Origin of the sequence: Kitasatospora sp. NPDC057542 (genome assembly GCF_042801945.1) — a bacterium.
In the GTDB taxonomy this organism is placed as follows: Bacteria; Actinomycetota; Actinomycetes; order Streptomycetales; family Streptomycetaceae; genus Kitasatospora.
Map to the genome: position 1 here is coordinate 1 of NZ_JBHVFE010000088.1, position 24,010 is coordinate 24,010.

At 73.4% G+C, this 24,010-nt stretch carries 16 protein-coding genes; 6 read left to right on the top strand and 10 right to left on the bottom strand.

The genetic code is table 11. The features are described from left to right. Positions 1–15 precede the first annotated feature (15 nt). From ACFU7Y_RS14110 to ACFU7Y_RS14130, 5 genes are all read right to left on the bottom strand, one after another. Complete coding sequence (locus tag ACFU7Y_RS14110; RefSeq protein WP_224281300.1) at positions 16–372, bottom strand: zinc ribbon domain-containing protein YjdM; 357 nt, start codon at positions 370–372, stop codon at positions 16–18. Between the two features lie 53 nt (positions 373–425). Continuing rightward, positions 426–2,165: a SulP family inorganic anion transporter gene (locus tag ACFU7Y_RS14115; RefSeq protein WP_224281299.1), complete on the bottom strand. Its 1,740-nt coding sequence runs from the start codon at positions 2,163–2,165 to the stop codon at positions 426–428. 285 nt (positions 2,166–2,450) lie between these two features. Then, entirely contained in the window at positions 2,451–3,491 is a 1,041-nt protein-coding gene (locus tag ACFU7Y_RS14120) for an IPT/TIG domain-containing protein (protein ID WP_380768038.1), read from the bottom strand. A 118-nt stretch (positions 3,492–3,609) separates the two neighbouring features. Next, on the bottom strand, positions 3,610–5,724 hold the full coding sequence (locus tag ACFU7Y_RS14125; protein ID WP_380768040.1) for a HelD family protein: 2,115 nt from the start codon (positions 5,722–5,724) through the stop codon (positions 3,610–3,612). A 116-nt stretch (positions 5,725–5,840) separates the two neighbouring features. Beyond that, complete coding sequence (locus ACFU7Y_RS14130; protein WP_380768041.1) at positions 5,841–7,460, bottom strand: ADP-ribosyltransferase domain-containing protein; 1,620 nt, start codon at positions 7,458–7,460, stop codon at positions 5,841–5,843. A gap of 239 nt (positions 7,461–7,699) precedes the next feature. On the opposite strand from ACFU7Y_RS14130, the gene ACFU7Y_RS14135 reads away from it, so the two are divergent. Further along, a complete protein-coding gene (locus ACFU7Y_RS14135) occupies positions 7,700–8,386 on the top strand; it encodes a macro domain-containing protein (RefSeq protein ID WP_224281295.1) in 687 nt (228 codons plus the stop codon). Between the two features lie 110 nt (positions 8,387–8,496). Here ACFU7Y_RS14135 and ACFU7Y_RS14140 read toward each other — a convergent pair whose 3' ends face one another. Beyond that, positions 8,497–9,159: a TetR/AcrR family transcriptional regulator gene (locus tag ACFU7Y_RS14140; protein ID WP_224278071.1), complete on the bottom strand. Its 663-nt coding sequence runs from the start codon at positions 9,157–9,159 to the stop codon at positions 8,497–8,499. Between the two features lie 102 nt (positions 9,160–9,261). Here ACFU7Y_RS14140 and ACFU7Y_RS14145 point away from each other — a divergent pair, with 102 nt between their 5' ends. The 5 genes from ACFU7Y_RS14145 (at position 9,262) to ACFU7Y_RS14165 (ending at position 17,230) form a co-directional block, all read left to right on the top strand. Continuing rightward, positions 9,262–10,275 carry a zinc-binding dehydrogenase gene (locus ACFU7Y_RS14145; RefSeq protein ID WP_224278069.1) on the top strand — a complete coding sequence of 338 codons (1,014 nt, stop codon included), beginning with the start codon at positions 9,262–9,264 and terminating at the stop codon, positions 10,273–10,275. A gap of 579 nt (positions 10,276–10,854) precedes the next feature. After that, complete coding sequence (locus ACFU7Y_RS14150) at positions 10,855–13,665, top strand: penicillin acylase family protein (RefSeq protein ID WP_380768043.1); 2,811 nt, start codon at positions 10,855–10,857, stop codon at positions 13,663–13,665. A gap of 154 nt (positions 13,666–13,819) precedes the next feature. After that, complete coding sequence (locus ACFU7Y_RS14155) at positions 13,820–14,374, top strand: YceI family protein (RefSeq protein ID WP_224278067.1); 555 nt, start codon at positions 13,820–13,822, stop codon at positions 14,372–14,374. Between the two features lie 116 nt (positions 14,375–14,490). Further along, positions 14,491–15,708: a pyridoxal-phosphate dependent enzyme gene (locus ACFU7Y_RS14160; protein ID WP_224278066.1), complete on the top strand. Its 1,218-nt coding sequence runs from the start codon at positions 14,491–14,493 to the stop codon at positions 15,706–15,708. 136 nt (positions 15,709–15,844) lie between these two features. Then, complete coding sequence (locus tag ACFU7Y_RS14165; RefSeq protein ID WP_374119940.1) at positions 15,845–17,230, top strand: hypothetical protein; 1,386 nt, start codon at positions 15,845–15,847, stop codon at positions 17,228–17,230. 47 nt (positions 17,231–17,277) lie between these two features. On the opposite strand, the gene ACFU7Y_RS14170 is transcribed toward ACFU7Y_RS14165, so the two are convergent. The 4 genes from ACFU7Y_RS14170 to ACFU7Y_RS14185 all read right to left on the bottom strand — a co-directional run. Further along, the gene (locus ACFU7Y_RS14170; RefSeq protein ID WP_380768045.1) at positions 17,278–18,333 is read right to left on the bottom strand and encodes an MDR family NADP-dependent oxidoreductase; all 1,056 of its coding nucleotides are present in this window, start codon (positions 18,331–18,333) and stop codon (positions 17,278–17,280) included. Then, on the bottom strand, positions 18,330–19,994 hold the full coding sequence (locus ACFU7Y_RS14175; protein ID WP_224278073.1) for an NAD(P)/FAD-dependent oxidoreductase: 1,665 nt from the start codon (positions 19,992–19,994) through the stop codon (positions 18,330–18,332). Before ACFU7Y_RS14175 ends, ACFU7Y_RS14170 begins: the two co-directional genes overlap by 4 nt. Positions 19,995–20,023: 29 nt before the next feature. After that, entirely contained in the window at positions 20,024–21,718 is a 1,695-nt protein-coding gene (locus ACFU7Y_RS14180) for a phytoene desaturase family protein (protein ID WP_380768046.1), read from the bottom strand. Further along, the coding region (locus tag ACFU7Y_RS14185; RefSeq protein WP_380768047.1) for an amino acid adenylation domain-containing protein at positions 21,705–24,010 on the bottom strand (2,306 nt) is incomplete at its 5' end. The genes ACFU7Y_RS14185 and ACFU7Y_RS14180, both read right to left, overlap by 14 nt.

A 24,010-nucleotide genomic window follows, 5' to 3' on the forward strand; every position in this document is an offset into this window, starting at 1 on the left:
GTTCAGGCTCGCGGGTCAGGCCTTCTTGACCACGCTGGACTTGAGCTGCATGGCGCCGAAGCCCTCGATGCGGCAGTCGATGTCGTGCCCGTCGACGCCGTCCACCAAGCGGATGTTGCGCACCTTGGTGCCGGCCTTGATGCCCGAGACGCTGCCCTTGACCTTGAGCGCCTTGACCACCGTCACGGTGTCGCCGTCGCTCAGCACGTTGCCGACGGCGTCCTTGATCACGCGCTCGCCGGCCGGCGCGCCGGCCTGGTCCGCGCCACCGGGCACCCACTCGTGGGCGCACTCGGGGCAGACCATGAGGGCGTTCATCTCATACGTGTACTCGCTGGAGCACTGCGGGCACGGGGGAAGGTTGTCGCTCATGGGTTCAGGATATCCAGGGTGTTCGGAGGTGGTCTGCGGGACGAATGCGGAGGTCAGCGGGGGTTCCGGTCAACTGCCGGGCCGGTGGCCACGGCGGCCGTGACGTCGTGGCCGGCGGGGGCGTCCCGGTCGTGCAGGTGGGTACGGGCGTGGGCGATGGCCTCGGGGGTGGTGGCGAAGACGTGTCCGTCGGCGCGCAGCCGGTCGAGCACGCCGAGGGCGTCCAGTGGCCGGTGGTGCTCATCGCGGATGCCGGAGACGAGGACGAGGGTGCCGCGGCGCCGGAGTTCGGCGATGGCGTCGCCGAGAACGGTGGCGCCGCTGGCGTCGATCGCGCTGACCCGCGACATCCGCAGGATCGCGACCCTGACCTCGGCGGACTCGGTGAGTTCGAGCAGGAAGCGGTGGGCTGCGGCGAACAGCAGCGGCCCGTCGATCCGGTAGGCGACGATGTGCTCGGCGAGCAGCGCCTGCTCCTCCTCGTGGTGGTCGGCCCGGGGCAGGTCGGCGTGCAGCGGGACCTGCTCGATCCGGGTGGCCTTCGCGACGGCCGCGAGCGCCAGGACGCCGGAGACGAGCATGCCGACGACGACGGCGGTGACCAGGTCGAAGGCGAGGGTGGCGACGGCGGTCAGGGCCAGCACGGCGGCCTCGCCGCGCCCGGTGCGGGCCAGGGCCCGCAGCGAGCCGACCTGGACCATGCGGACGGCGGTGGCGATCAGGACCCCGGCCAGGGCGGCCAGCGGAATCCCCGCGACCAGCGGCGCGGCGGCGAAGACGATCACCGCGAGGACGGCGGCGTGCACCAGGGCGGCGAGCCGGGAGGCGGCACCGGAGCGCACGTTGACGGCGGTACGGGCGATCGCGCCGGTCGCCGCGACACCGCCGAACAGCGGGGCGGCCAGGTTGGCCAGGCCCTGGCCGAACAGTTCGCGGTCGCTGTCGTGGCGTTCGGACACGCTCATCGCGTCGGCGGCGGTGGCGGACATCAGTGACTCCAGCGCGGCCAGCGCGGCGACGGCGAACGCGGAGGGCAGCAGCGCGGGGACGGCGGAGAGGTCGAGGAAGCCCAGCGAGGGCGCCGGCAGGCCGGTGGGCAGGTGGCCGATGGTGGCGACGGGCAGGCCGGCCGCCTTGGCGGTGACGGTCGCGGCGACGACGGCGATCAACGAGAACGGCAGTGCGGGCCGCAGCCGTACGCCGACCAGCATCACGGCGGCGACGGCGAGCGCCACCCCGACGGAGGTCCAGTGCGGTGCGGCGGCGAAGTCGCGCACCGCCCGGGCCGCGACCACGGCCGGGTTGTCGCCCTCGGGCTTGCGCACGCCGAGCGCGCCGGGCACCTGCTGGAGGGCGATGACCCCGGCGATGCCGACGGTGAAGCCCTCCACCACGGGCACCGGCACGTACGCCATCCAGCGCCCGGCCCGGACCAGGGCGAGGGCCACCAGGACCACCCCGGCCAGCAGGCCGACGGTCAGCACGCCGCCGGTTCCGTAGCGGGCGACGATCGGGACGAGGACGACGGTCATGGCGCCGGTCGGCCCGGACACCTGGAGGTTGGAACCGCCGAAGACGGCGGCCAGCGCCCCGGCGACGACGGCGGTGGCCAGTCCGGCCTCGGCGCCCGCGCCGGAGGAGATGCCGAAGCCGAGGGCCAGCGGCAGCGCCACGATCGCCACCGTGAGGCCGGCGAGCAGGTCCTTGCGTGGGGAGCGGCCCATGGTGGCGAGGATCGCCCGGGTGGGCAGGACGGCCCGTACCCGTTCGCGCGCGACGGCGGCGGGACTCATGCCGCGCCCTCCCCCGACCGGCCGGCTGTCGGCCGTTGATTCGCCGATTGCCGCGGTCACGACCGCTCCTTCCTGCGTCCGCCGGTGGCGCCCGGACGCTCCTCGTACCAGCCCGACGGCACGCCAGCATGTATGAAATTGAAGAATTTTTCAAATCACTTGTTCTGCATGTGATGTATCCCGACAGTAGCGATCCCTGCGCTCGGCCGCGGACGGACGACCGGGCCCGGCTACGGTCACCGGCACGGCCGCCGCGGGTGCGGCCGGCCCCGGCGGCCAGGGGTGCTACGGCGCGTAGGTGAACGCCACCGGGCCGCTGGTGCCGCCCGCCGTGGTCACCGTGACGTCCACCGGGCCGGGCTGATCGGCCGCCGGGGCGGTGGCGGTGCACAGCTGCGGGCCGCAGGAGGCGCGGGTGGCGGGCCACCCGCCGAAGGAGACCGTGCCGCCGGCCAGGTCCTCGCCGGTCACGATGACCGCGGTGCCGCCGCCGACCGGGCCCGAGGGGGTGTTCAGGCCGGAGACCGAGGGCGCCACCGGGGGCGGCGGCGGGGCGCCGGTGTAGTCGAACGCCGCCGGGGCCTCGACCGTCCCGCCCGGTCCGACCACCGTGACGGCGGCACTGCCCGAGCCGCCGGGCGTGGTCACCGTGCAGGCGGTGTCGGTGCAGGTGCCCGGCGCCGGGACGCCGCCGACCAGCACCATCGCACCGGCCAGGCTTTCGCCCGCGACGGTCACGGGGGTGCCGCCCGCTCCCGGGCCGGTGGTGGCGCCGACCTCGCCGATCCGCGGCTTCGGGGCGAACAGCGATGGCAGCAGGCCGATGCCGAGCAGGTAGGTGGAGACGTGCCCGGTGGGGATCGTGTCGTTGGCGTTGGCCACCCTCGCGGTGATCGCGCCGGTGACCGGGCCGGTCCCCTCCGCGACGACCGGGATCTGCAGGAACTCCTCGGCCCCGGAGCGACGGTTGCCGCTCAGGACGGCCTCCAGGTGGCGGCCGTCGGGCGAGACGGTCTCGGTGAAGGTGTAGTCGTACGGCGTGGAGTGGAACATCGCGCCGCCGGTGGTGAGCCCCGGGGGCAGGTCGACGGTGAAGTGGGTCGGCCCGGTGAGGTCCTCGGTGCCGATCGACCTCCAGGACACCGAGACGACGCCGTGCCGGTTCTGCTCGGTGGGGTAGTTCCCGGCCTGGGTGAGGACCACCCGCTGGCGCATGAGGGTCGGACCCCCGGCGGGCGCGGTGGTCGCCCCCGCCGTCGTGGTGGCGGCGGTCAGGAACAGGGCTGCGGCAAGACCGGCTCCGGCCAGTCTGATGATCGTAGGCATACGGAAATCCTCGCGGGCACCCGGCAGTTCGGCGGCCGCTTTCCCGAATTGCCCGAACCGGCACCGCATTTGGCGCGATCCCGCACCCGCCCGCTGCCCGCCCTCCCCTGTCGCGCCGTCACCCGGCCAGCGGCGCGGGCAGCGGGCGGGAGTGCAGGACGTCCAGCCGCGAGACCGCCCTGGTCACCACCACGTACAGCCGGTGCAGGCCACGTGCCTCGGCCTCCACGATGGCGGCCGGCTCCAGCACCACCACGTGGTCGTACTCCAGCCCCTTCACCAGGGAGGCCGGCAGCACCGTCACCCGCGCCGTGGAACCGACCTGTTCGGCCGCCCCGGTCGGGATTCCCGCCGCGCGGAGCGCCTCGCCGGCCTCCGTCACCGCGCCGTCCGCCGCGATCACCGCGATCGAACCCTCGCGCTCCAGCGCGGCCCGCACCGCCGCCACCGCCGCTCCGCCCAGCCTGCCGCCGGCCACCTGCCGCACCGTCAGCTCACCGTCCTGTCGCAGCGACACGGCCGGCGGCACGTCCACGTCCAGCGCGCCCAGCAGGGTGTTGGCGAGTGCCATCACGGCGGCCGGGACGCGGAAGCCGGTGGTCAGCGGCACCACTGCGGCCTGCGGCTTGCCCAGGTGGGCGAGCTGCTCGGACCAGCTCCGGGCGGCCCACGGGGCGGTCGCCTGGGCGAGGTCGCCGAGGACGGTGAGGGAGCCGAAGGCGCTGCGGCGCGCGATCGCCCGGCACTGCATCGGGGAGAGGTCCTGGGCCTCGTCCACCACGACGTGGCCGAAGCCGGCCGGGCGCTCGACCAGGCCGGCCACCTCGTCCAGGAGCATCAGGTCGTGCTCGGACCACGGGGCGCTCCGCTCCGAGCGCGGCGGCCGGCGCCACAGGATCGCCGCCTGCTCCTCGGGGCCGAGCACGCCGTCGGCGGCCTCGGCCAGCACGGCCGGGTCGCTCAGCAGGGCGGCGACCACGGCCTCCGGGCGCAGATCGGGCCAGGCGGCCTCCAGGAAGGCCGCGACCGGCCTGCAGCGGCCGATCTTCCGTGACCAGGCACCGGACCTGACGCCGGACCGGCGCTCGGCCTGGTCCTGGACCATCGCCACCACCCGGGTACGGAGGCTCTCCCGGCCGATCGCGTACGGCGGCGCCTGCTCGCGCAGTTCGGCGACCGTCCGGTCGAGCCGCTCCGGCGACACCCGCCACCGGTAGGAGCCGTCCGGGACGACCAGTGGCTCCGAGCCCGCCGCCCGGATGCGGCCGTACAGTGCCCGGCGCAGCACCGTCGCCATCCGTGCGTCCTGTTTGACGGCGGCGGCCCGTTCGTCGTCCACCGAGGTGACCGGTCGGGTGGCGACCAGGTCCTCGACGGTGCTCTGGGTGACGTCGATCTCGCCGAGCGCGGGGAGCACCTCGGCGATGTAGCGCAGGAAGGTCCGGTTGGGGCCGATGACCAGCAGGCCGCTGCGCTGGATCCGCTGCGGGAAGCTGTAGAGCAGGTACGCGGCGCGGTGCAGCCCGACGGCGGTCTTGCCGCTGCCGGGCGCGCCCTGCACGCACACCGACTCGCTCAGCCCGCACCGCACCAGCGCGTCCTGTTCGGGCTGGATGGTGGCGACGATGTCCCGCATCGGGCCGGTGCGGGGCCGCTCCACCTCGGCGGCCAGGATGCCGCCCGCACCGCCCTCCCTGCTGCCCCCACCCCCCGCCGGACCGCGTCCGCCGGCCCCCGCGAACCCGTTGGACTCGCCGAGGGGCTCGTCCTCCAGCCCGGTCAGCTCCTCGGGTGCGCCCAGGCTCCACGGCGCCCAGCCGAACCGCCGGCGCCGCGCGAGCCCGAGCGGGGCGTGGGCGCTCGCCTGGTAGAACGCCCGGGAGACCGGGGCCCGCCAGTCGACCACCAGCGGCGCCACCGTCGGGTCCTCGGAGATCCGCCGTCGGCCCACGTAGTAGCGCTGCCGCCGGTGGTCGCCGGCCTCCGCGGTGTCGGCGAAGTCCAGGCGGCCGAAGAACGACGGGCTCTGCGGCAGCTCCCTCATCCGCTTGGCGCGGGTGCGCAGGTACCGGCCGAGTGCCTCCGCACTGGCGCCGTCGCCTGAGACGTCCTCCCCGGCGACGACCTGGTGGCTCGCGTCCTCGACCTGCCGGGCCGTCGCCGCCCGGCAGACCTCGACGTAGGCCCTCTCCCGCTCCAGTTCGCCGTCGAGGTTCCGGGTTTCCGAGGTCATCGTTCGCGTCCCTTCCTGCACCGCGTGCTCACCTGCTGCTCGGAGGCCAGCATAACTTAACTCAGTAAAATTACTGACTTAGTCGCCATTCCGAGGGCGGGTTCGGCCCGGGCACCTCAGGACACCAGGGGCGCCTCCTCCAGCTCGGTCAGCGTCACGGTGCACAGGCCGCCGCGCTCGGCCCGCACCTCCGTGACCTCCAACTGCGTGCCCGGCAGCAGGATGAACTCCTCCTCGCCGGTGAACGCCGAGAAGTTCTTGATGCCGGCGGCCCGCGCCGGACGCACCTCGAAGAGCGTCCGCTTGCCCCGGCTGCCGAGGAAGGACCGCGCCACCCCGAGCTCGGAGGTGCAGGAGGACACGCCCCACCACGTGACCGTCTTCCCGAGCGGGTACTGCCCCCGCAGGTCCAGCGACACCCCGCGCCACAGCGGCGCGGTACGGGCGGGCAGCCGCGACACCGCCGCGAACAGCAGCCGCAGGTACGGCAGGTACGGCACCAGCCGGCTGCGGTCCGGCGAGCGCAGCACCGCGTTGATCTCCCGGTAGAACGCGGACTCGCAGGTGTACAGGTAGAGCGCGGCGATCTCGTCGGCGGACAGGCCGGTGGCCGCCTCGTCCGCCCGCCGCTTGCCGAAGTCGTGCGACAGCGACACGTGCCGGTCCAGGCCGCGCAGCAGCTCGGCGACCGGCGACACCGCCTCCCGGAAGCCCAGCAGCGGAGTGTCGAACACACCGGTGATGGCGGGCAGGACGAGGCCCTCGTCCTTCACCCCGGCGAGTCGGTCCAGGTAGAGCTGGTGCAGCTCCATGGTGGAGGCGATGAAGGCGCCCATCCGCTCGGCGGTCCCGTCCTGCGCCCCGCCGCCCTGCGCCGACGGCGCGTTCCACCCGGCGCTGGGCAGCCAGTCGACCTCGTCGGCGCCGAGCGAGGCGAGGGCGGCGTTCACCGTGGCGAAGTGTTCGCCGTCGCAGAAGATGTCACCCTGGGCCGCCGGGTTGGCGTGGTCGATGTGGCGGACCTCGACCTCGGGGTACTTCTCCTGCAGCCGCAGCACGACGTTCTTCAGGCTGCGCGCGTGCGCACCCCACCAGGCGAAGACGACGTAGCGGTCCTCCTCGGCGGCCTGCTGCTTGGCGCGGAGGATCTCCTCGACGATCCGCTCGGCGACCGGCCGCCAGAACCCGGTGTGCTGGTCCGGCCCCATCGCGCCGTCGCTGCTCGCGGTGAGCGCCGCGTTCAGCAGCAGCACGCCCTGGGTGAGCATCGCCTGGAACCACTCCGGCGGCTGGACCGTCTCCTGCTTCTTCAGCAGCGCCCGTATGTCCGCGATCGGCGTCTTCTTGGGGATGCCGTACTTCCACATCGCCGCGGCCTTGATCAGGCAGCGGATGCTGATCACCCGGCCGAACTGGCTGTCCTTCCAGTCGTGGAAGGTGTTGTCGAACATCGCGATGCCGGTGGCGCTCTCCGGCCTCGGGTACGGGTTCTGGCCGAAGACGACGACCTTCCACTTGTGCGGCGCGTGCGGCTTGAGCGCCTGGAAGGTCAGCTCGCGGACCGGGACGACCTCCGGGCTGCGGCCGGGGCCGATGAACGACGCGGCGCCGGGCTGCGCCTCGATGACCGGCTTCAGCAGCGGCAGCCACGGCTCGCCGCCGCCCGTGAAGAGCTCCGCGAGGGCGAGCGGGTCGTTCGGGTCGGGCTGGGTGGCGGGGGTGTCGACAGCGCTCATGGTGGTGCGACTCCGGCTGGTCGGGACCGTACGAATGACAGACGAACGGCAGGTGATGGCCCGTCAGCTTCCCTGGCGGACACCACAGTCCTACCAGCGGGGTCCGACAGTCCGGCCCGCCCCGACCGGCCGCCGACCGGGGGTGGACGGGTTGTCGGACCCGGGCGCTAGCTTCGTCGGTGTCACCAAGGACCCGGATCGACCGGCCCGGCCGCACACCCGACCGACAGGAGCCCAGCATGACCACGGACCGCACCCCGTCGCCGCTCAAGGTGGTGCTGACCGACCTCAACGCGGCGGTCGTGGAGTCCTGGCGGGCGGCCTTCGCCGACGTCCCCGGGATCGAGATCCGGCACGCCTCCCTCCTCACCGCGAAGGTCGACGCCTGGGTCAGCCCCACCAACTCCCGCGGTCGGATGGACGGCGGGACGGACGCGGCGATCAAGCGTCACCTGGGCGCGGGCATCCAGCTGCGGGTCCAGAAGGCGATCCGCGAGCGGCACGCCGGCAGCCTCCCGGTCGGCAGCGCGGTCTGCGTGCCCTCCGGCGCCGTCAACCCCGTGTTCCTGATATCGGCCCCGACCATGCAGACCTCCTCACAGAACGTCAGCGAGACCTTGAACGTGGCGCTGGCCTGCGCCGCCGCCTTCCAGGCCGTCCACCACCAGAACCACCTGGTGCCGGGCTCCATCCGGTCCGTCGCCCTGGTCGGCATGGGCGCCGCCACGGGCAAGGTCCCGCCCCGGGTCTGCGCCAACCTGATGTGGTCCGGCTACACCCTCTTCAACGACCACCACTTCGAGGACGACGACGACCTGCGCGCCACCGTCCTCGCCCAGCTGGACGACCTCGAAAGGGCGCCCGCCACCCAGCGGGTGCGCATCACGCCGCCGGCGCGCCGGAGTTCGCCCACCCGGCGGGCGTGACCCCACCCCGGTCGGCCGGCCGCCACCCCCCGCCCGCCGCCGCACGGCCCCGTGCGGCGGCGCCGCTCCCTCCCTGCCCGACTCCCGGCCGCCCGCCCCGGGACGCGCCCTCAGCCCGCCGTGAGCGCGAGCCGGATCCACCGTTCGGACTCCGCGACCGCCACCCCCACGTCGAAGGCCTTCGGACCGGCCGCGGCCTGCACCACCAACCCCTTGAGCAGCCCGACGAAGGCCAGCGCGAAGGCTCCCGGGTCCACGCCGGGGCGCAGCTCGCCGTCCCGCTGCCCCTGCCCGACCACCTCGGCCGCCCACTCCCGGGTCCGGGCGTCCAACTCCGCCACCGCGGCGGTCAGTTCCGAGGCCCCGGCGAGCGCCTCGGCTCCCAGCACCACGAAGGCCCGGCCCAGGTCGGTCGGGTTGCGCACGCCCTCCAGGCAGCCTCGCGCGAACCCGCACAGCTCGTCCACCGCCCCCGCCCCGCTGCGCTCCGGCGCGGCCGCCGCCATCGCCTCGGCCAGCGCCGCCTCCTGGAGCCGGGCCAGTAGCGCGGCCTTCGAGCCGAAGTAGTGGGTGGCCAGGCCCCGGCTGAAGCCCGCCTCCTCCCCCACCCTGGCGAGCGTGACCCCGGTGCTGCCGTGCTCGGCGATCAGCCGGGCGGCGGCCGCGATCAGCGCGGACTCGGCCCGGGCACGCCGTTCGGCCTGGGTGCGGCGCACCGGCACCTCCCCGGGAGCCCCGGCAGCGCGGGTTCGGTCCTCATCGTGCGTAGACATGCCACCATGCTACGGTGAACTTGCTTGTTGGATAACAAGTAACTTCCGGAGCGGCGGCGGGCACCGACCCGACCCGCCGCCCCCGCACGAAGGGGAGTCCCGATGACCACCACGATGCTCGCCGGCCGGCTCGACGTCTCGAAGGGCGCCTTCGCCATGGAGGAGGTCCCCGTCCCGGCGCCCGGCCCGGGCGAGGTGCTGATCAAGGTGGAGGCCGCCGGCGTCTGCCTCTCCGACGTCCACCTGATCGAGGGCATGCTCAAGCCGCTCTTCCTCAAGGGCGACAAGGTCACCCTCGGCCACGAGGTCGCGGGCACCGTGCACACCCTCGGCGAGGGGGTGACCACCGCGGCCGTCGGCGACCGGGTGCTGCTGCAGGCCGGCGAGACCCGCGACGGCGTCACGTACACCCGCGGTGTGGACTACGACGGCGGCTGGGCCGAGTACGCACTCGCCACCGCCACCACCCTGGTGCCGATCCCGGACGAGCTCCCCTTCGAGCAGGCCTGTTTCATCCCCGACGCGGTCTCCACCCCCTGGGCCGCGATCACCACCACCGGCGCCGTGCGCCCGGCCGAGGCGGTCGGCGTCTGGGGCGTCGGCGGCCTCGGCGCCCACGGCGTGCAGCTGCTGCGGGCCATCGGCGCCTTCCCGATCGTCGCCGTCGACCCGCTGCCGGCCGCCCGCGAGCGCGCCCTGGCCTTCGGCGCCGACGCCGCCCTCGACCCGGCCGACCACGGGTTCGCCGAGCTGCTGCACGAGGCCACCGGCGGTCGCCCGCTGTCCGCCGCCTTCGACTTCGCCGGGGTCGCCCCGGTGCGCGAGCAGGCCATGGCCACCCTCGGCGAGCACGGCCGCCTGGTGCTGGTCGGCCTCACGGACAAGCCGCTGACCGTCACCAACGGCACCCTGGTCAGCTACCTGCGCCAGCAGATCCGCGGCCACTACGGCTCCGAGGGCCAGGACGTCGTCGACCTGGTCAACCTGGTCCGCGGTGGCCGGCTCGAGTTCTCCCGTTCGGTGAGCGGGACCTTCCCGTTGGCCGAGGCGGCCCGCGCGGTCGAGGCGCTGGACAGCAAGGAGGGCAACCCGATCCGCCTGGTGCTCAAGCCCTGACTCGAGGCCCCACCGACCCGGCGCCGCACCTCCGGACTGAGCCAGGCAGGTGCGGCGCCGCCCTGTCGCCCGGCTACTCCACTTCCGAGACCCGCAAGACCGGGCCCGGCGCCGTCGCCGTCACCACCCCGGCCGGCTCCCGGTACAGCGCGGCTCGGAACACCCCGTACAGGCTCGCCGTCACCGTCACGGCCGCCCCCAGGCACAGTGCCGCCCCGGCCACCAGCTCCCCCGGCCCACACCTCCGCCCAGACCAGCAGCGACAGCAGCCCACCCACCACCACCGTCGCGACCCCGGGCAGCAGCACCAGCTCCTTCCGCCGCCACACCACCCGTGCCAAGGCCCGCACGGACCCGCTCTCGACCAACGCCCCGCCCGCTCTCCCTCGTCACGGAAACGGCCAGGCCACTGCCCGGTGCCGCCCCGGCCCACACGCGGGTCGAACCGACCGACCCGCGGACCACCGAGCCCTCAACTCCCGGTCACCGCACGGAAAATGGCATGCACGCCACTAGCCAACCGGCCAGTAGCGCCCCTACCGTCGACTCTTCCGTGAGACTTCGACGGAGGAGTCCGCCTTGCGCCAACGCCCCCGCCCCCGCTCCCTCCGGTTCCCGGCCGCCGCCCTCGCCCCGGCCCTGCTCGTCACCGCGGCCCTGACCACCACCCCCACCGCCACCGCCGCGCCCGCCCCTGCGGCGGCGACCGCCGCCGGCGACTACTGCGGCGGCCACTGCGCCGACATCCTGCCGCCCGGCGAGAACGGCAACGCCACCCTCGCCGACATCCTGCTCAACCGGGCCTTCGGAACCCGCCCCGCGCACACCGACGACCAGCTCGGCCCGTACGCCGCCCTCGCCTCCGGCTACCCCGGCCTGACCGAGGCCAAGCTGCGCGAGTTCTTCAACGACGCCTCCTTCGGCGTCCCCACCGACCAGGTGGCCAGCACCACCAGCCCGCGCCCGGACGTCACCATCGTGCGCGACAAGGCCACCGGCGTCCCCCACATCACCGGCACCACCCGCTACGGCACCGAGTTCGGCGCCGGCTACGCCGCCGCCCAGGACCGGCTCTGGGTCATGGACCTCTTCCGGCACGTCGGCCGCGGCCAGCTGTCCGGCTTCGCCGGCGGCGCCGCCGCCAACCGCCAACTGGAGCAGACCTTCTGGCAGGCAGCGCCGTACACCGAGGCGGAGCTGCAGCAGCAGATCGACGCCATCGCCGCCCGCGGCGGTCGGGCCACCCAGGCGCTCGCCGACGCCAACGCCTACCTCGACGGCATCAACCAGTACGCCAAGGAGTCCTACAACGCTCGCACCTTCCCCGGGGAGTACGACCTCACCGGGCACATCGACCCGATCACCAACGCCGGCTCGATCGAACCGTTCAAGCTGACCGACCTGGTCGCCCTCGCCTCCGTGGTCGGCGCGCTGTTCGGCTCCGGCGGCGGCAACGAACTCGCCTCCGCCCAGGTCAAGTCGGCCGCCGAGGCCCGGTACGGCAAGGACGCCGGGGACGCGGTCTGGAAGTCCCTGCGCGAGGCGGACGACCCGGAGGCCGTCCAGACCCTGCACGACGGACAGAGCTTCCCGTACGCGACCGTCCCGGACCACCCGCGGGGCGAGGCGCTGCCCGACCCCGGCTCGGTGGTGCCCGAGCGGGTGGTCTACGACGCCACCGGCTCCGCCGGCTCCGCCGCCACCAAGGCGAACGGCGTCCTGCCCGGAAACCTGCTGACCGCCCGGCACGGCATGTCCAACGCCCTGCTGGTCTCCGGCGCGCACACCGACGACGGCCACCCGGTGGCCGTGTTCGGCCCGCAGACCGGCTACTTCGCCCCGCAGCTGCTGATGCTGGAGGAGATCCAGGGCCCCGGGATCAGCGCACGCGGCGCCGCCTTCGCCGGCCTGAGCTTCTACGTGCAGCTCGGCCGTGGCCAGGACTACGCCTGGAGCGCGACCTCCGCCGGGCAGGACATCACCGACACCTACGCCGTCCCGCTCTGCACCACCGACGGCTCCCCGGCCACCACCGCCGCCGGCTCCTACCTCTGGCACGGCCAGTGCCTGCCCTTCGAGCGGCTGGAACGCAGGAACGCGTGGAACCCCACCACTGCCGACTCCACCCCGGCCGGCTCCTACACCCTGGTGATGTACCGCTCCAAGTACGGCCTGGTGACCGCCCGCGGCACGGTCGGCGGCGCACCCGTCGCCTTCACCTCGCTGCGCTCCACCTACCGGCACGAGGCCGATTCCATCATCGGCTTCCAGGAGTTGAATGACCCGGGCACGGTGCACGACGCGGCAGGCTTCCAGCAGGCCGCGCAGGACATCAACTACACCTTCAACTGGTTCTACGCCGATTCACGCGACATCGCGTACTACAACTCCGGCAGCAACCCGGTCCGCGCCCCCGGCGTGGACCCCGGACTGCCCGTCCAGGCCCAACCCGCCTACGAGTGGGCCGACTTCGATCCCGCCGCCAACACCGCCCGGTACACCCCGGCAGCCGAGCACCCGCAGTCCGTCAACCAGGACTACTACGTCTCCTGGAACAACAAGCAGGCGGACGGCTACACCTCGGCCGGCTTCGGCAACGGCTCGGTACACCGCGGCAACCTGCTGGACGACCGGGTCAAGTCCCTGCTCAGGAACGGCGGCAAGGCGAGCCGGGTCTCGCTCACCCAGGCCATGGAGAGCGCCGCCCTGGCCGACCTGCGGGCCGAGGACGTGCTGCCCGACATGGTCCGCGTGCTGCGCAGTGCCCCCGTCACCGACCAGGCCACCCTCACCGCCCTGCAGCAGCTGGAGGCCTGGCTCGCCGACGGCGCCCAGCGGAAGGAGACTTCGCCGGGCAGCCACGGCTACGCGGACGCCACCGCGATCCGGGTGATGGACGCCTGGTGGCCGCTGGTCGCCGACGGCGTCATGCGGCCGGGCCTCGGCGATCCGCTGTTCGGCGCGCTGACCGGCGCCCTCCAGATCAACGAGTCCCCCTCGGGCGGGCAGGCCGGCCCCGCCAGCGGCCCGGTGAGCGCCAACGAGGCCATCCCGCACAAGGGTTCGGCCTTCCAGTACGGCTGGTGGAGCTACCTGGACAAGGACCTGCGCGCCGTCCTCGGCGACCGGGTGGCCGGCCCGCTGGCCCGGCCGTTCTGCGGCGGGGGCGACCTCGCGGCCTGCCGGACCGTCCTGCTGACCACCCTGAAGCAGGCCGCCGCCCAGACGCCCGCCCAGGTCTACCCGGGCGACGCGGACTGCGCGGCCGGTGACCAGTGGTGCGCCGACACGATCGTCCAGCGCCCGCTGGGCGGCGTGACGGACGCCAAGACCACCTGGCAGAACCGCCCGACCTACCAGCAGGTGGTGCAGTTCCCGAGCCACCGCTGAGCGACGCCGCCGGGCACCCCACGGCCGGGGGCCCGGCGGCCTCGGCACACCGGTCGACGCGCGGCCTGCGGGAACTGCCCCTAGCGTGGTCCGGGGACCGCCCGACCACCTCCGGGCCGAGACCCGGGACCCGCATGCAGGAGGCACGCCGACCATGACCGCCAACCTCTCCGAGCTCACCGGCGACTACATCCTCGATCCCACCCACACCCGGATCGGCTTCGTCGCCCGCCACGCCATGGTGACCAAGGTCCGCGGCGCCTTCCACACGTTCGAGGGCACCGCCCACCTGGACGGCGGCGACCCGTCCCGCTCCTCCGGTCAGGTGGTGATCAAGGCCGAGAGCATCGACACCGGCGTGAAGCAGCGCGACCACCACCTGCGCACCAACGACTTCCTGGACGCTCCGAACTTCCCCGACATCGCCTTCCGCTCCACCGCGGTCGAGGTGCGCTCCGCCGGCGAGTACCGGGTCACCGGCGACCTCACCATCAAGGACACCACCCGCCCGGTCACCATCGACTTCGAGTACACCGGCAACGCCGTCGACCCGTACGGCAACCTGCGGGTGGGGCTGGAGGGCTCGGTGACCATCAGCCGCAAGGAGTACGGCGTCTCCTGGAACGCGGCCCTGGAGGGCGGCGGCGTCCTGGTCGGCGACAAGGTCGTCCTGGAGTTCGACATCTCGGCGATCCGCCAGGGCAACTAGACCAGCCGGAGCAGCCCCCGCCCGCAACGGCGGGTACCGGTACCCCCACGAACCGGTTCGCGCCGAGCACCGCCGACCGCCGGACCGCAGCTCGGCCGCCCGGCTAGTCTCCTGGCATGCCGACAGAAGACTCCCTCGCGACCGGCCAACGCTCCCTCGGCGACCCCGCCCTCGACTTCCCGCTCTGGCCCCCGATCACCGCCGGCTGCCCGCGCACCGGCACCGACGACGTCTCCTACCCCGTCGAGGTCGACTACGCCTACGGCAAGGCCGACCCGGCAGGCCTGTTCGCCCCCTCCCCGGTGCGCGGCGGCCTGGAGCGCTGGGCCCCGCTGCTGCCGCCGCTGCTCGCACCGGGCCTGGGCGAGGGCGCCACTCCGCTGGTGGAGATCGAGCCCGGGGTGTACGTCAAGGACGAGTCGCGCAACCCCACCTGGAGCCACAAGGACCGGCTGAACCGCTGCACCACCAGTGCCGCCGTGGGCGTCGGTGCGCCGGGCCTCGCGGTCGCCTCCTCCGGCAACCACGGCGCCTCGGCCGCCGCCTACGCCGCCCGCGCCGGACTGCGCTGCGTGGTGTTCACCGGCCCGGACCTGCCGCCGAACGTCGACGCCTTCCTCAACGCCTACGGCGCGGTGGTGCTCCCGGTGCCGTGGGAGGCCCGCTGGCCGCTGCTGCGCCAGGTGGTCGACCGGCTGGGCCTGCACCCGGTCAGCAACCTGACCACCACCCACACCGGGCACGCGTACGGCCCCGAGGGCTACAAGGCCGTCGCGTACGAGATCTTCCAGGACATCGGCCTGCCGAGCGCGGTGTTCGTCCCGACCGGCTACGGCGAGCTCCTGTTCGGCGTCTGGAAGGGCTTCGCCGAGCTGCGGCGGCTGGGCCTCACCGACCGGGTGCCGCGCATCCACTCCTGTGAGACGGCCGCCTCCGGGCCGCTCGCCCGGGCCATCGCGGAGGGCCTGCCGGCCGCCCACGTGACGGTCGGCCCGAGCGACGCGTACTCGATCACCTCCCCGGTCAGCGGCTACCGCGGCGTACTCGCGGTCCGCGAGAGCGGCGGCCGGGCGCTGACCCTGGACGACGGTCGACTCGCGGACGCCCAGAGGGAGCTGGCCCGGGCCGGGCTCTGGACGGAGCTGTCCTCGGCGGCCGGCCTGGCCGGGCTGCGCAGCCTCGGCGCACCGGACCTCTCCGAGGGCCCCGTGGTCTGCGTGTCGACCTCCAGCGGTTTCAAGGACAAGGGCGTCGGCACCCGTCCGACCGAGCCGGTCGCCCCCGAGTGGGACGCGGTCGTCCGCCGCCTGCGGGCGGCCGGGATCACCGACTGAGCCTCACCCCCCGCCGCAAGGCCTGCTGTTCGCCCGCCCGTCCACGGTCGTAGGGTCGCCGTAGGGGCGGTGTTCGCCGGGCGCCAGCAGGCTTGCACCCTCCGTCGACTCCCCCACCTGCCGAAGGGTAGCCACTGTGTCGCGTTCCCTCCGCCGCCTGCTGCCGCTCGCCGTCGCCGTCGCGGCGGTGCCCGTGCTCGCCCTGCCCGCGCTCCCGGCCGGCGCGGTCACGTACGGCACCCCGACGATCACCTTCTCGGCCGGGTACCTGTCCGGCGCGGTCGGCGCCACCGGCGACCCGACCGTGACCGTGACGGTCGCCCAGTCCGGTGCCTCGGCCTCCGCGCTGACCGTCGCCGCCTCCGCCACCACCCGCAGCGCCGTGGCCCGCACCGGCGACGTCACGGTGAGCGGCACCGGCGGCACCCGCACCCTGGCGGTCGCCGCGCAGGACGTCGGCTACGCCGACCTCACCATCAAGGTCACCGGTCTGGGCGGCAAGAGCGCCACCCGCACCCTGCACTACGCCGCCTCCCCCGCCGTCCAGTCCTCCGCCACCAGCCGCTACCTGACCGGCTCCAGCGACGCCTCGGCCGCCGTGGACGCGGGCGGCGGCTACATCGTGGTCGGCGACGACGAGTCCAACACCCTTCGCCTGTACGACCGCAACAACTCCGGTGCGCCGATCCGCACCTGGGACTTCAGCTCGGCCCTCGGCGTCTCCAAGGAGATCGACATCGAGGGCGCCACCAGGGTCGGCAACACCATCTACTGGACCGGCTCGCTCGGCAACAACAAGGACGGTGTGGTCAAGACCGACCGGCACACCGTCTTCGCCACCACCGTCACCGGATCCGGCGCCGACACCCAGCTGTCCCTGGCCGGCTCGTACCACGGCCTGCGCGACGACCTGATCGCCTGGGACGACGCCCACGGCAAGCGCTACGGCTTCGCCGCCGGCGCCGCCGACGGACAGGCGCCCAAGCAGATCGACGGGTTCAACGTCGAGGGCCTGGAGTTCGCCCCCGGCAGCACCAGCACCGCCTACATCGGCTTCCGCGCGCCGCTCACCCCGGCCGTCACCGGCGGCCGGGCGCTGCTCGTCCCGGTCACCAACTTCCCCTCGCTGCTCAACGGTTCGGCGACGCACGCGACCTTCGGCAACGCGATCGAGCTGGACCTCGGCGGGCTGTCCGTCCGCGACATCCGCCGCAACGACCTCGGCCAGTACCTGATCGTCGCCGGTTCCTGGGCCGCCGAGGACAACTCCGCCCCGTACGCGCTCTACCGCTGGAACGGGCAGCCCGGCTCCCAGCCGACCAAGCTGCTCGACCTGCCGACCAGCGACTACGGCGCCTGGGAGGCCGTCCCGGACGTCCCGGACCTGGACGCCCCCGGCGCCCGCGCCCAGCTGATCACCGACGACGGTTCCGCCGACCTCTACGGCGACGCCACCGCCGCCAAGGACCTCACCCACCCCGAGTGGAAGAAGTCCCGGAGCACCTGGTTCACCCTGAACTGACCGCACGCCGGGGCCCCTCGACGAACCGCCGAGGGGCCTCGCCCCGCTCAGAGCTCGACCAGCACCTTCCCCCGGCTGGCCGCACGGTCCAGGTAGAGGGCGCGGTAGGCCGCCGGGATGCTGTCGAACCCCTGGTGCACGCTCTGCCGGTACGTCAGCTCCCCGCCGCGGACCAGGGCCCCGACGTCCCGCCGCAGCGCGGCCCAGTTCTCCTCGGTGAACCACTCCAGCGAGAAGACGCCGCGGATCGTGGTGCGCGGGAACATGATCAAGGGCAGCAGCCGCGGCCCCACCCAGTCCCCGCCGACCTGGCTCGCCCACTGCCAGCAGACGGCCACCCGGCTCTCGACCGCGAGCATGCCGAAGACCACGTCGGTCAGCACCCCGCCGAGGCTGTCGAAGTAGCGGTCGATGCCCTCCGGCGCCAGCTCGGCCAGCTCCTTCTCCAGCCGATCCGGCGCGTCGCCGTCGCGGTACAGCAGCACCCCGTCGAAGCCCAGCTCCCACAGCCACGCCGCCTTCTCCGGCGCCGCCGTGGTGCCGATCACCCGTGCGCCCCGGTGCTTGGCCAGCTGCCCGACCAGCGAGCCGACCGCTCCGGAGGCTCCGCTGACCAGCACCGTCGAACCGGGGCGGACGTCCAGGAACTTCTCGACCGTCCCCCAGGCCGTCATCCCGGGCCCGCCCAGGATGCCGAGCGCGGTGGAGAGCGGCAGGGCCTCGTCGTAGTCGGCGGGGTCCAGCCGGCGGAAGGCCGGGAAGACCATCGGGAAGGTCCCGGTCTGCCAGAGCCTGGGCGCACCGTTGCTGACCAGGTGGCTGCGCCAGCCGGCGAAGCCCTGCACCAGGTCGCCGACCGCGAAGCGCGCGTCCGGCCCGGCCTCCATCACCTCCATGATCGCGTCCGCGCCCATGTGGTCGCCGATCGGGGTGTCCAGCGCGATGCCCTGGAGGTACGGGTCGACCGAGACGTACCGGGTGCGCAGCAGCATCTCGTCCGCGGCGAGCCGGACGTCCAGCTCCTCCACGACCTTCCGGTACATCCGTTCCACGTCCGGCACGCCGTCCGCGTGCTCCTGGACGACCCACTTCTCGATCCTCACGAGGTGACTCCAAACTGCCGGCCGGCGGGGCCGACCGGTTCGATGAGCAGGGTGGGAAGCGGCGCGCTGTCGTCCACCTCGGCAGTGAAGGGCCTGCCGTCGTCCCGGCAGATAAACTGGACGACGTGTCGGCCGGCCGCCGCCGCCCGGATCAGCCCACCGGTGGTCGCCCAGACCCCGGAGAGGTAGAAGTTCGCCAGGCCGGGCAGCCCCGGGCCGTTGCGCTTGATCTCCTCCTCCAGGGTCTCGCCGCTCTCCACGAAGGGCTGCCAGCCCAGCACCGTGCCGTTGTAGTTGCCGGTGTAACGGACCTGGGTGAGCGGAGTGGAGACGTCCTTGACGGCCACCGCCGCCCTGAGCCCGGGGTGGTGGCCGTCCAGGAAGTCGACGATGGTGTCGCGCACCCGGCGCTTCGCCCGCTGGTACTCCCGCCCCCGGCCGACCGGCAGGGTGTGCAGTTCCTCGCCACGCCGCACCCTGGGCTCCTGCTCCGGCCCGGTGCTCAGCTCCCGCCAGGGCTCGATGTCGCAGAAGTAGCTGGCGTACACCACGGTGGTGTCGGCGGGCGACAGCTCCGGGTAGTGGCGGCTGCGGAACTGGACGTTGATGCTCGGGTGCCGGATGCCGGTGAGCCGCTCGGCGACCTCGTCCTCCAGAAGGTAGGTGGTGCACGGATCACCGGCCGGGAAGGGCCGGCGCAGGCCGAGGAAGACGGTCACGTAGCCGGGGAACACCATGCCCGGCTCGGTGATGGTCTGGGTGTACAGCCGGCGGTAGGTGTCGCTCAGGTAGCGGCCCTTGAGCAGGTCCATCATGGTGGTCCGGCCGTCGCAGGCGGCCACCACGATGTCGGCCCGCACCTCCTGGCCGTCGCTCAGCCGCACCCCCACCGCCCGGTCGTTCTCGACCAGGATCTCGGTCACCTTGGTGTTGTACGTGATCTCGCCGCCCAGCCGCAGGTAGCGCTGCTCGATCGACCGGGCCAGCCCCAGCGAGCCGCCCTCCGGCACCCCGGCCGACTGTCCGGCGTGCGAGGCGAGCTGGAAGTACGTCGGCAGGACCGGGAAGTTGGGGTGCTTCTCGTACAGGACGAAGTTGAACGCCTCGCGCAGCAGCGGGCTCCTGAACCGTGCCGAGTAGTCGCTCATCAGCACCGTGATCGAGCGGCGGATCACGTTGAAGTACGGCAGGAAGGAGGCGAGCATCCGCATCCGCTCCCACCTTCCCATCAGTCCGACCGGCTTGAGGAAGGGGTAACGGGCCAGTGCCAGACGGAACTTGCGCAGACCACCGCAGAACTGCCGGATCTGCCGGGCGTCCTCCGGGGCGAGCTCCAGCAGGTGGGCCTCCAGCCGGTCCGGGTCGGAATAGAAGTAGACCGCCCGGCCGTCCCGGGTGCGCACCACGTTGAAGACGTCGAAGTTGCGCATCCGCTTGCCCTGCAGCGCACCGAGTTCGAGCCAGATCTGGTGCATCTCGTTGCCCGGCCCGCTGCCCAGCAGCCAGCTGATGCAGCAGTCGAAGGTGAACTCGCCTCGGTCCCAGCCGGTACAGCAGCCTCCGGGGATCTCGTGCATCTCCAGGATCCGGGTGCGGTAGCCGTTCATCCGGGCGAAGCAACCGGTGGACAGGCCGCCGAGCCCTCCGCCGATGATGACCATGCTCTGCCTGCTGCTGGTGGTCGTCCCGCTCACTCCGCCACTCCCACTTCCGGCAGTCCGACGGTGGCCCGGTCGAGTTGCGGCAGGCGGCCCCACTTGCCCGTGTGCCAGGGTTCGCGGTTGTCGCTGGGCCAGGCCCGGAACGGCCGGCCGAGCTCCCGGCAGAGGTACTGCGCGGCGAACCGTCCGCTGGTGGCGGCCCGGATCAGCCCGCCGAGCGCGGTCCACTGCCCCGCCATGGAGAAGCCGCTCAGCCCGGGCAGCCGCATCCGGTCCCGGTTGACCAGCCGGTTGGCGGCGTCCTCGGCCTCGGAGAAGGCCTGCCAGGCCAGGATGCTGCCGTAGGTGTTGCCGGTGAACCGCTCGGTGGTCACCGGCGAGGCCACGTCCACGAGTTCGATCCGCCGGCCGAGTCCGGGGTAGGTCCGTTCCAGGAACTCCCGGACGAACGCGGCGACTTCCTGCTTGCGGGCCCGGTAGGCCCGGCGGTCGCCGGACCGCAGGTCCTTCCAGGAGCGGTAGTCGCTGAAGTAGGTGCAGTGCAGCACCGACTTGCCCGGCGGCGCGAACCCGTCCGCGTAGGACGAGCGCAGCTGCACCACCAGGCTGCGCTGGAGCGAGCCGGGCAGCCGCTCGCCGTCCTCGGGCGACAGCAGGTAGGTGGTGCTGTGCGGCTCGCCCTCGGGCAGCGGGCCGTCGATGCCGACGAAGGCGGAGACCACGGACGGGTACAGGTTGCCGGGTTTGTCGAGGAGTTCGCCGTACAGGCGCTCGGTGGTGGGGCTGGAGTAGCGGCCCTCCAGCAGCCGGTCGAGCACCGTCGGACCGTCGCAGGCGGCCACCACGTGGTCGGCGAAGTGCCGTGATCCGTCCCGGAGTTCCACCCCGATCGCGTGCCCGTCCTCGACCAGGATGCGCTCCACCCGGCAGCGGTAGCCGATCACCCCGCCGAGCGAGGTGTAGCGCTCCTCCACCGATCGGGCCAGCCCGAGCGAACCGCCCTGCGGGAAGCCGGCGTTGCCGTTGTGCGCGGCCGCCAGGGTGTACAGGTACGGCAGCAGGGGGAAGCCCGCGGGCTCCTGGAGGAACATGTTGGGGAAGGCCCGCCGCAGCAGCGGGTCCTGGAAGCGCTCGGCGAAGCCGCTCATCGGGGTGGTCGCGGTGCGCCAGAACAGCCGGAACGCGGGCAGGACGGTGCGCAGGGTGCGCAGCCGTTCCGCCGCGGTGCGCAGCGGCGGCGGGGTGAGGTCCCAGGGCAGTTCGATCGCGGCGAAGCGGCGCAGGTCCCGGCAGAAGTCCCGGATCGGCTTGGCGTCGCCGGGCGCGAGGGCCAGCAGGTGGGCCTCCAGACGGTCCGGGTCGCCGAAGAAGGTGACGGCCCGGCCGTGTTCGTCGACCACCCGGTTGAAGGTGTCGAAGCGGGTCACCGACTTGCCGTCCAGGGCGCCGAGTTCGCTCCAGACCTGGTGCGCTCCGGTGCCCTCGGCAGTGCCGATCAGCCAGTCGATGCAGTAGTCGAACAGGTAGCCGTGCCGGGACCACGCGGTGCAGCAGCCGCCGGGCAGCACGTGCTTCTCGAAGATCCGGGTCTCCAGGCCGCTCATCTGCGCGTAGCAGCCGGTGGCGAGCCCGGCCAGGCCGGCCCCGATCACGATGACCCGGGGCGGGCCGCCGGGGGCCCGCTCCCTCGTGGACCAGTCCGGTCCGCGGTCAGCCGCGGCCATCGGCGGCGCCTCCGGCCAGGATGGCGCCCGCCAGTTCGGCGTTGCGGGCCGCGAAGTCCCCGTCGAGCATCTCCGCGTGGGCGCCGTGCCCGACGTACACCGCGGTGCCCGTGGTGGAGGAGCCGTGCCAGGAGCCCGGCTCTCCACCCACGTGCACGGAGAGCCGGTCGCGCTCGCAGACCACGTCCACCTGGGCCCTCACCGTGCCGCTGTTGGGCGTCCGGCTGCTGAACTCCAGGTAGTCCCGGGCCTGTTCGAGGGTCCGCTGGGCGACGATCCGCGAGCCCGTGTGGCGGTGCAGGTGCTCGTGGAGTTCGCGCTCGAAGACGGCCAGGTGCTCCTCGCCGAGGTCGAAGGCGTCGGTGACCCGGTAGGCGTCCACCAGCAGCACCGAGCCGACCGTGCGCCCGCGCCGTTCCAGCTCCTTGGCCACCTCGAAGGCGAGGTTGCCGCCGAGCGAGTAGCCGAGCAGGACGTAGGGCCCGGCGGCGTGCAGTTCCTCGACCAGGTCCGCGTAGCGGTCGGTCTTGTCGTCGCCGGTCAGGTAGTTGAAGGAGGCGATCCGGTGCTCCGGCAGGTGCGCGGCGAGCTGCCGGTAGACCAGCCCGTGGCCACCGGCCGGCGGGAAGCAGAAGACCGTACGGTCCTCGGGCGCCTCGGCGTTGAACCAGAGGTAGGCCTGGCCGCCGGCCACCTCACCGGTGATGATCTGCTCGACGGTACGGGCCATGCCGTGCAGGGTGGTGACCTTGAACAGCAGGCCGACCGGGATGCTGATGTTGAACTCGCTCTGGAGGTGGTGGATCAGCTCGATGAGCCGGATCGAGCTGCCGCCGAGTTCGAAGAAGTCGTGCTGGAGGCCGACTTCGTCCAGGCCGAGCAGGTTCCGCCAGTGCTCGGCAACCCTCGTCTCGTAGAGCGTGACGGGTGGTTCGTGCTGGGCGCCTTCGGTGTCGGCCTTCGGCTCGGGCAGAGCGGCGAGGTCCACCTTGCCGTTCGGGGTGAGCGGAAGGGCGGGCAGTTCGGCGAGGTAGGAGGGGATCATCACGGTGGGCAGGTGCTCGGCGAGGTGGCGGCGCAGTTCGCGGCGGTCCAGCACGGTGCCCTCGGCGGGCACCACGTAGGCGGCGAGGACGGCCTCGCCCCGGGCGTTCTGGCGGACCGCGACGCAGGCCTGGGCGAGTTCCGGACGGGCGGTGAGGTGGGCCTCGATCTCGCCCGGCTCGATCCGGTGGCCGCGGATCTTGACCTGGTTGTCGATCCGGCCGAGCAGGTGCACGGTGCCGGCGGTGTCCCAGTGACCGAGGTCGCCGGTGCGGTAGAGCCGCACGGGCGTTCCGTCGAGGTCCAGGGTGACGAAGCGCCGAACGGTCTGCTCCGGGTCGTTGGGGTAGCCGGCCGCGACGCCCGCGCCGCCGATCCACAGCTCGCCGGGCACGCCCACCGGGACGGGCTCGCCGTAGGGGTCGAGGACGTACACGGCGCTGTTCGGGAACGGCCGGCCGATCGGCACCATCCGGCCGGGTTCCAGCTCGTCGGCCGGGCCCTCGTAGTAGGTGCTGTCGACGCTGGCCTCGGTCAGCCCGTAGGAGTTGACCAGCCGGGTCCGCGGGCCGCACAGGGCGCGCACCCGCTGGTGCTCGGCGGCCTTCCAGGAGTCGGAGCCGACGATCAGCAGCCGCAGGAAGTCCAGCGTCAGGCCCTCGCGCTCGCAGTGGGCCAGCAGCGCGCGGGCCACGGCGGGCACGAACTCGCCGCCGTCCACGGCCTCCTCGCGCATCACCCGGTACAGCCGGGCGGTGTCGAAGAGCAGCTCTCGGTCGACCAGGACGAGGGTGCCTCCGGTGCTGAGCGCCCGGGCGAGGTCGCCGGAGAAGACGTCGAAGGCGGTGCCGGCCATCTGGAGGTGCACCCGCACCTCGGTGTCCAGCCGGTACTCGGCGCGCCAGCCGGCGGTGACGGCGGCCAGGTTGCGGTGGTCGACCCGGACCCCCTTCGGGCGGCCGGTGGAGCCCGAGGTGTGGATCAGGTAGGCGGCCCGGTCCGGGTCGGCGGCGGGCAGTGGAACGGCGGCCCGGGAGGGCCGGTCCAGCTCCTCCAGGGTGACCGGCTCGGCGGGTAGTCCGGCCCCGCGCGGGCGCCGCTGGTCGACCACCACCAGCGCCGCTCCGGCGTCCGCCACCTGGTGGGCGAGCCGGTCGGCCGGGTGTCCGGGGTCGAGCGGCAGGTAGGCGGCGCCGGCCCGCCAGATCGCCAGCAGCGTGATGATCAGCTCGGGTGACTTGTCCAGGC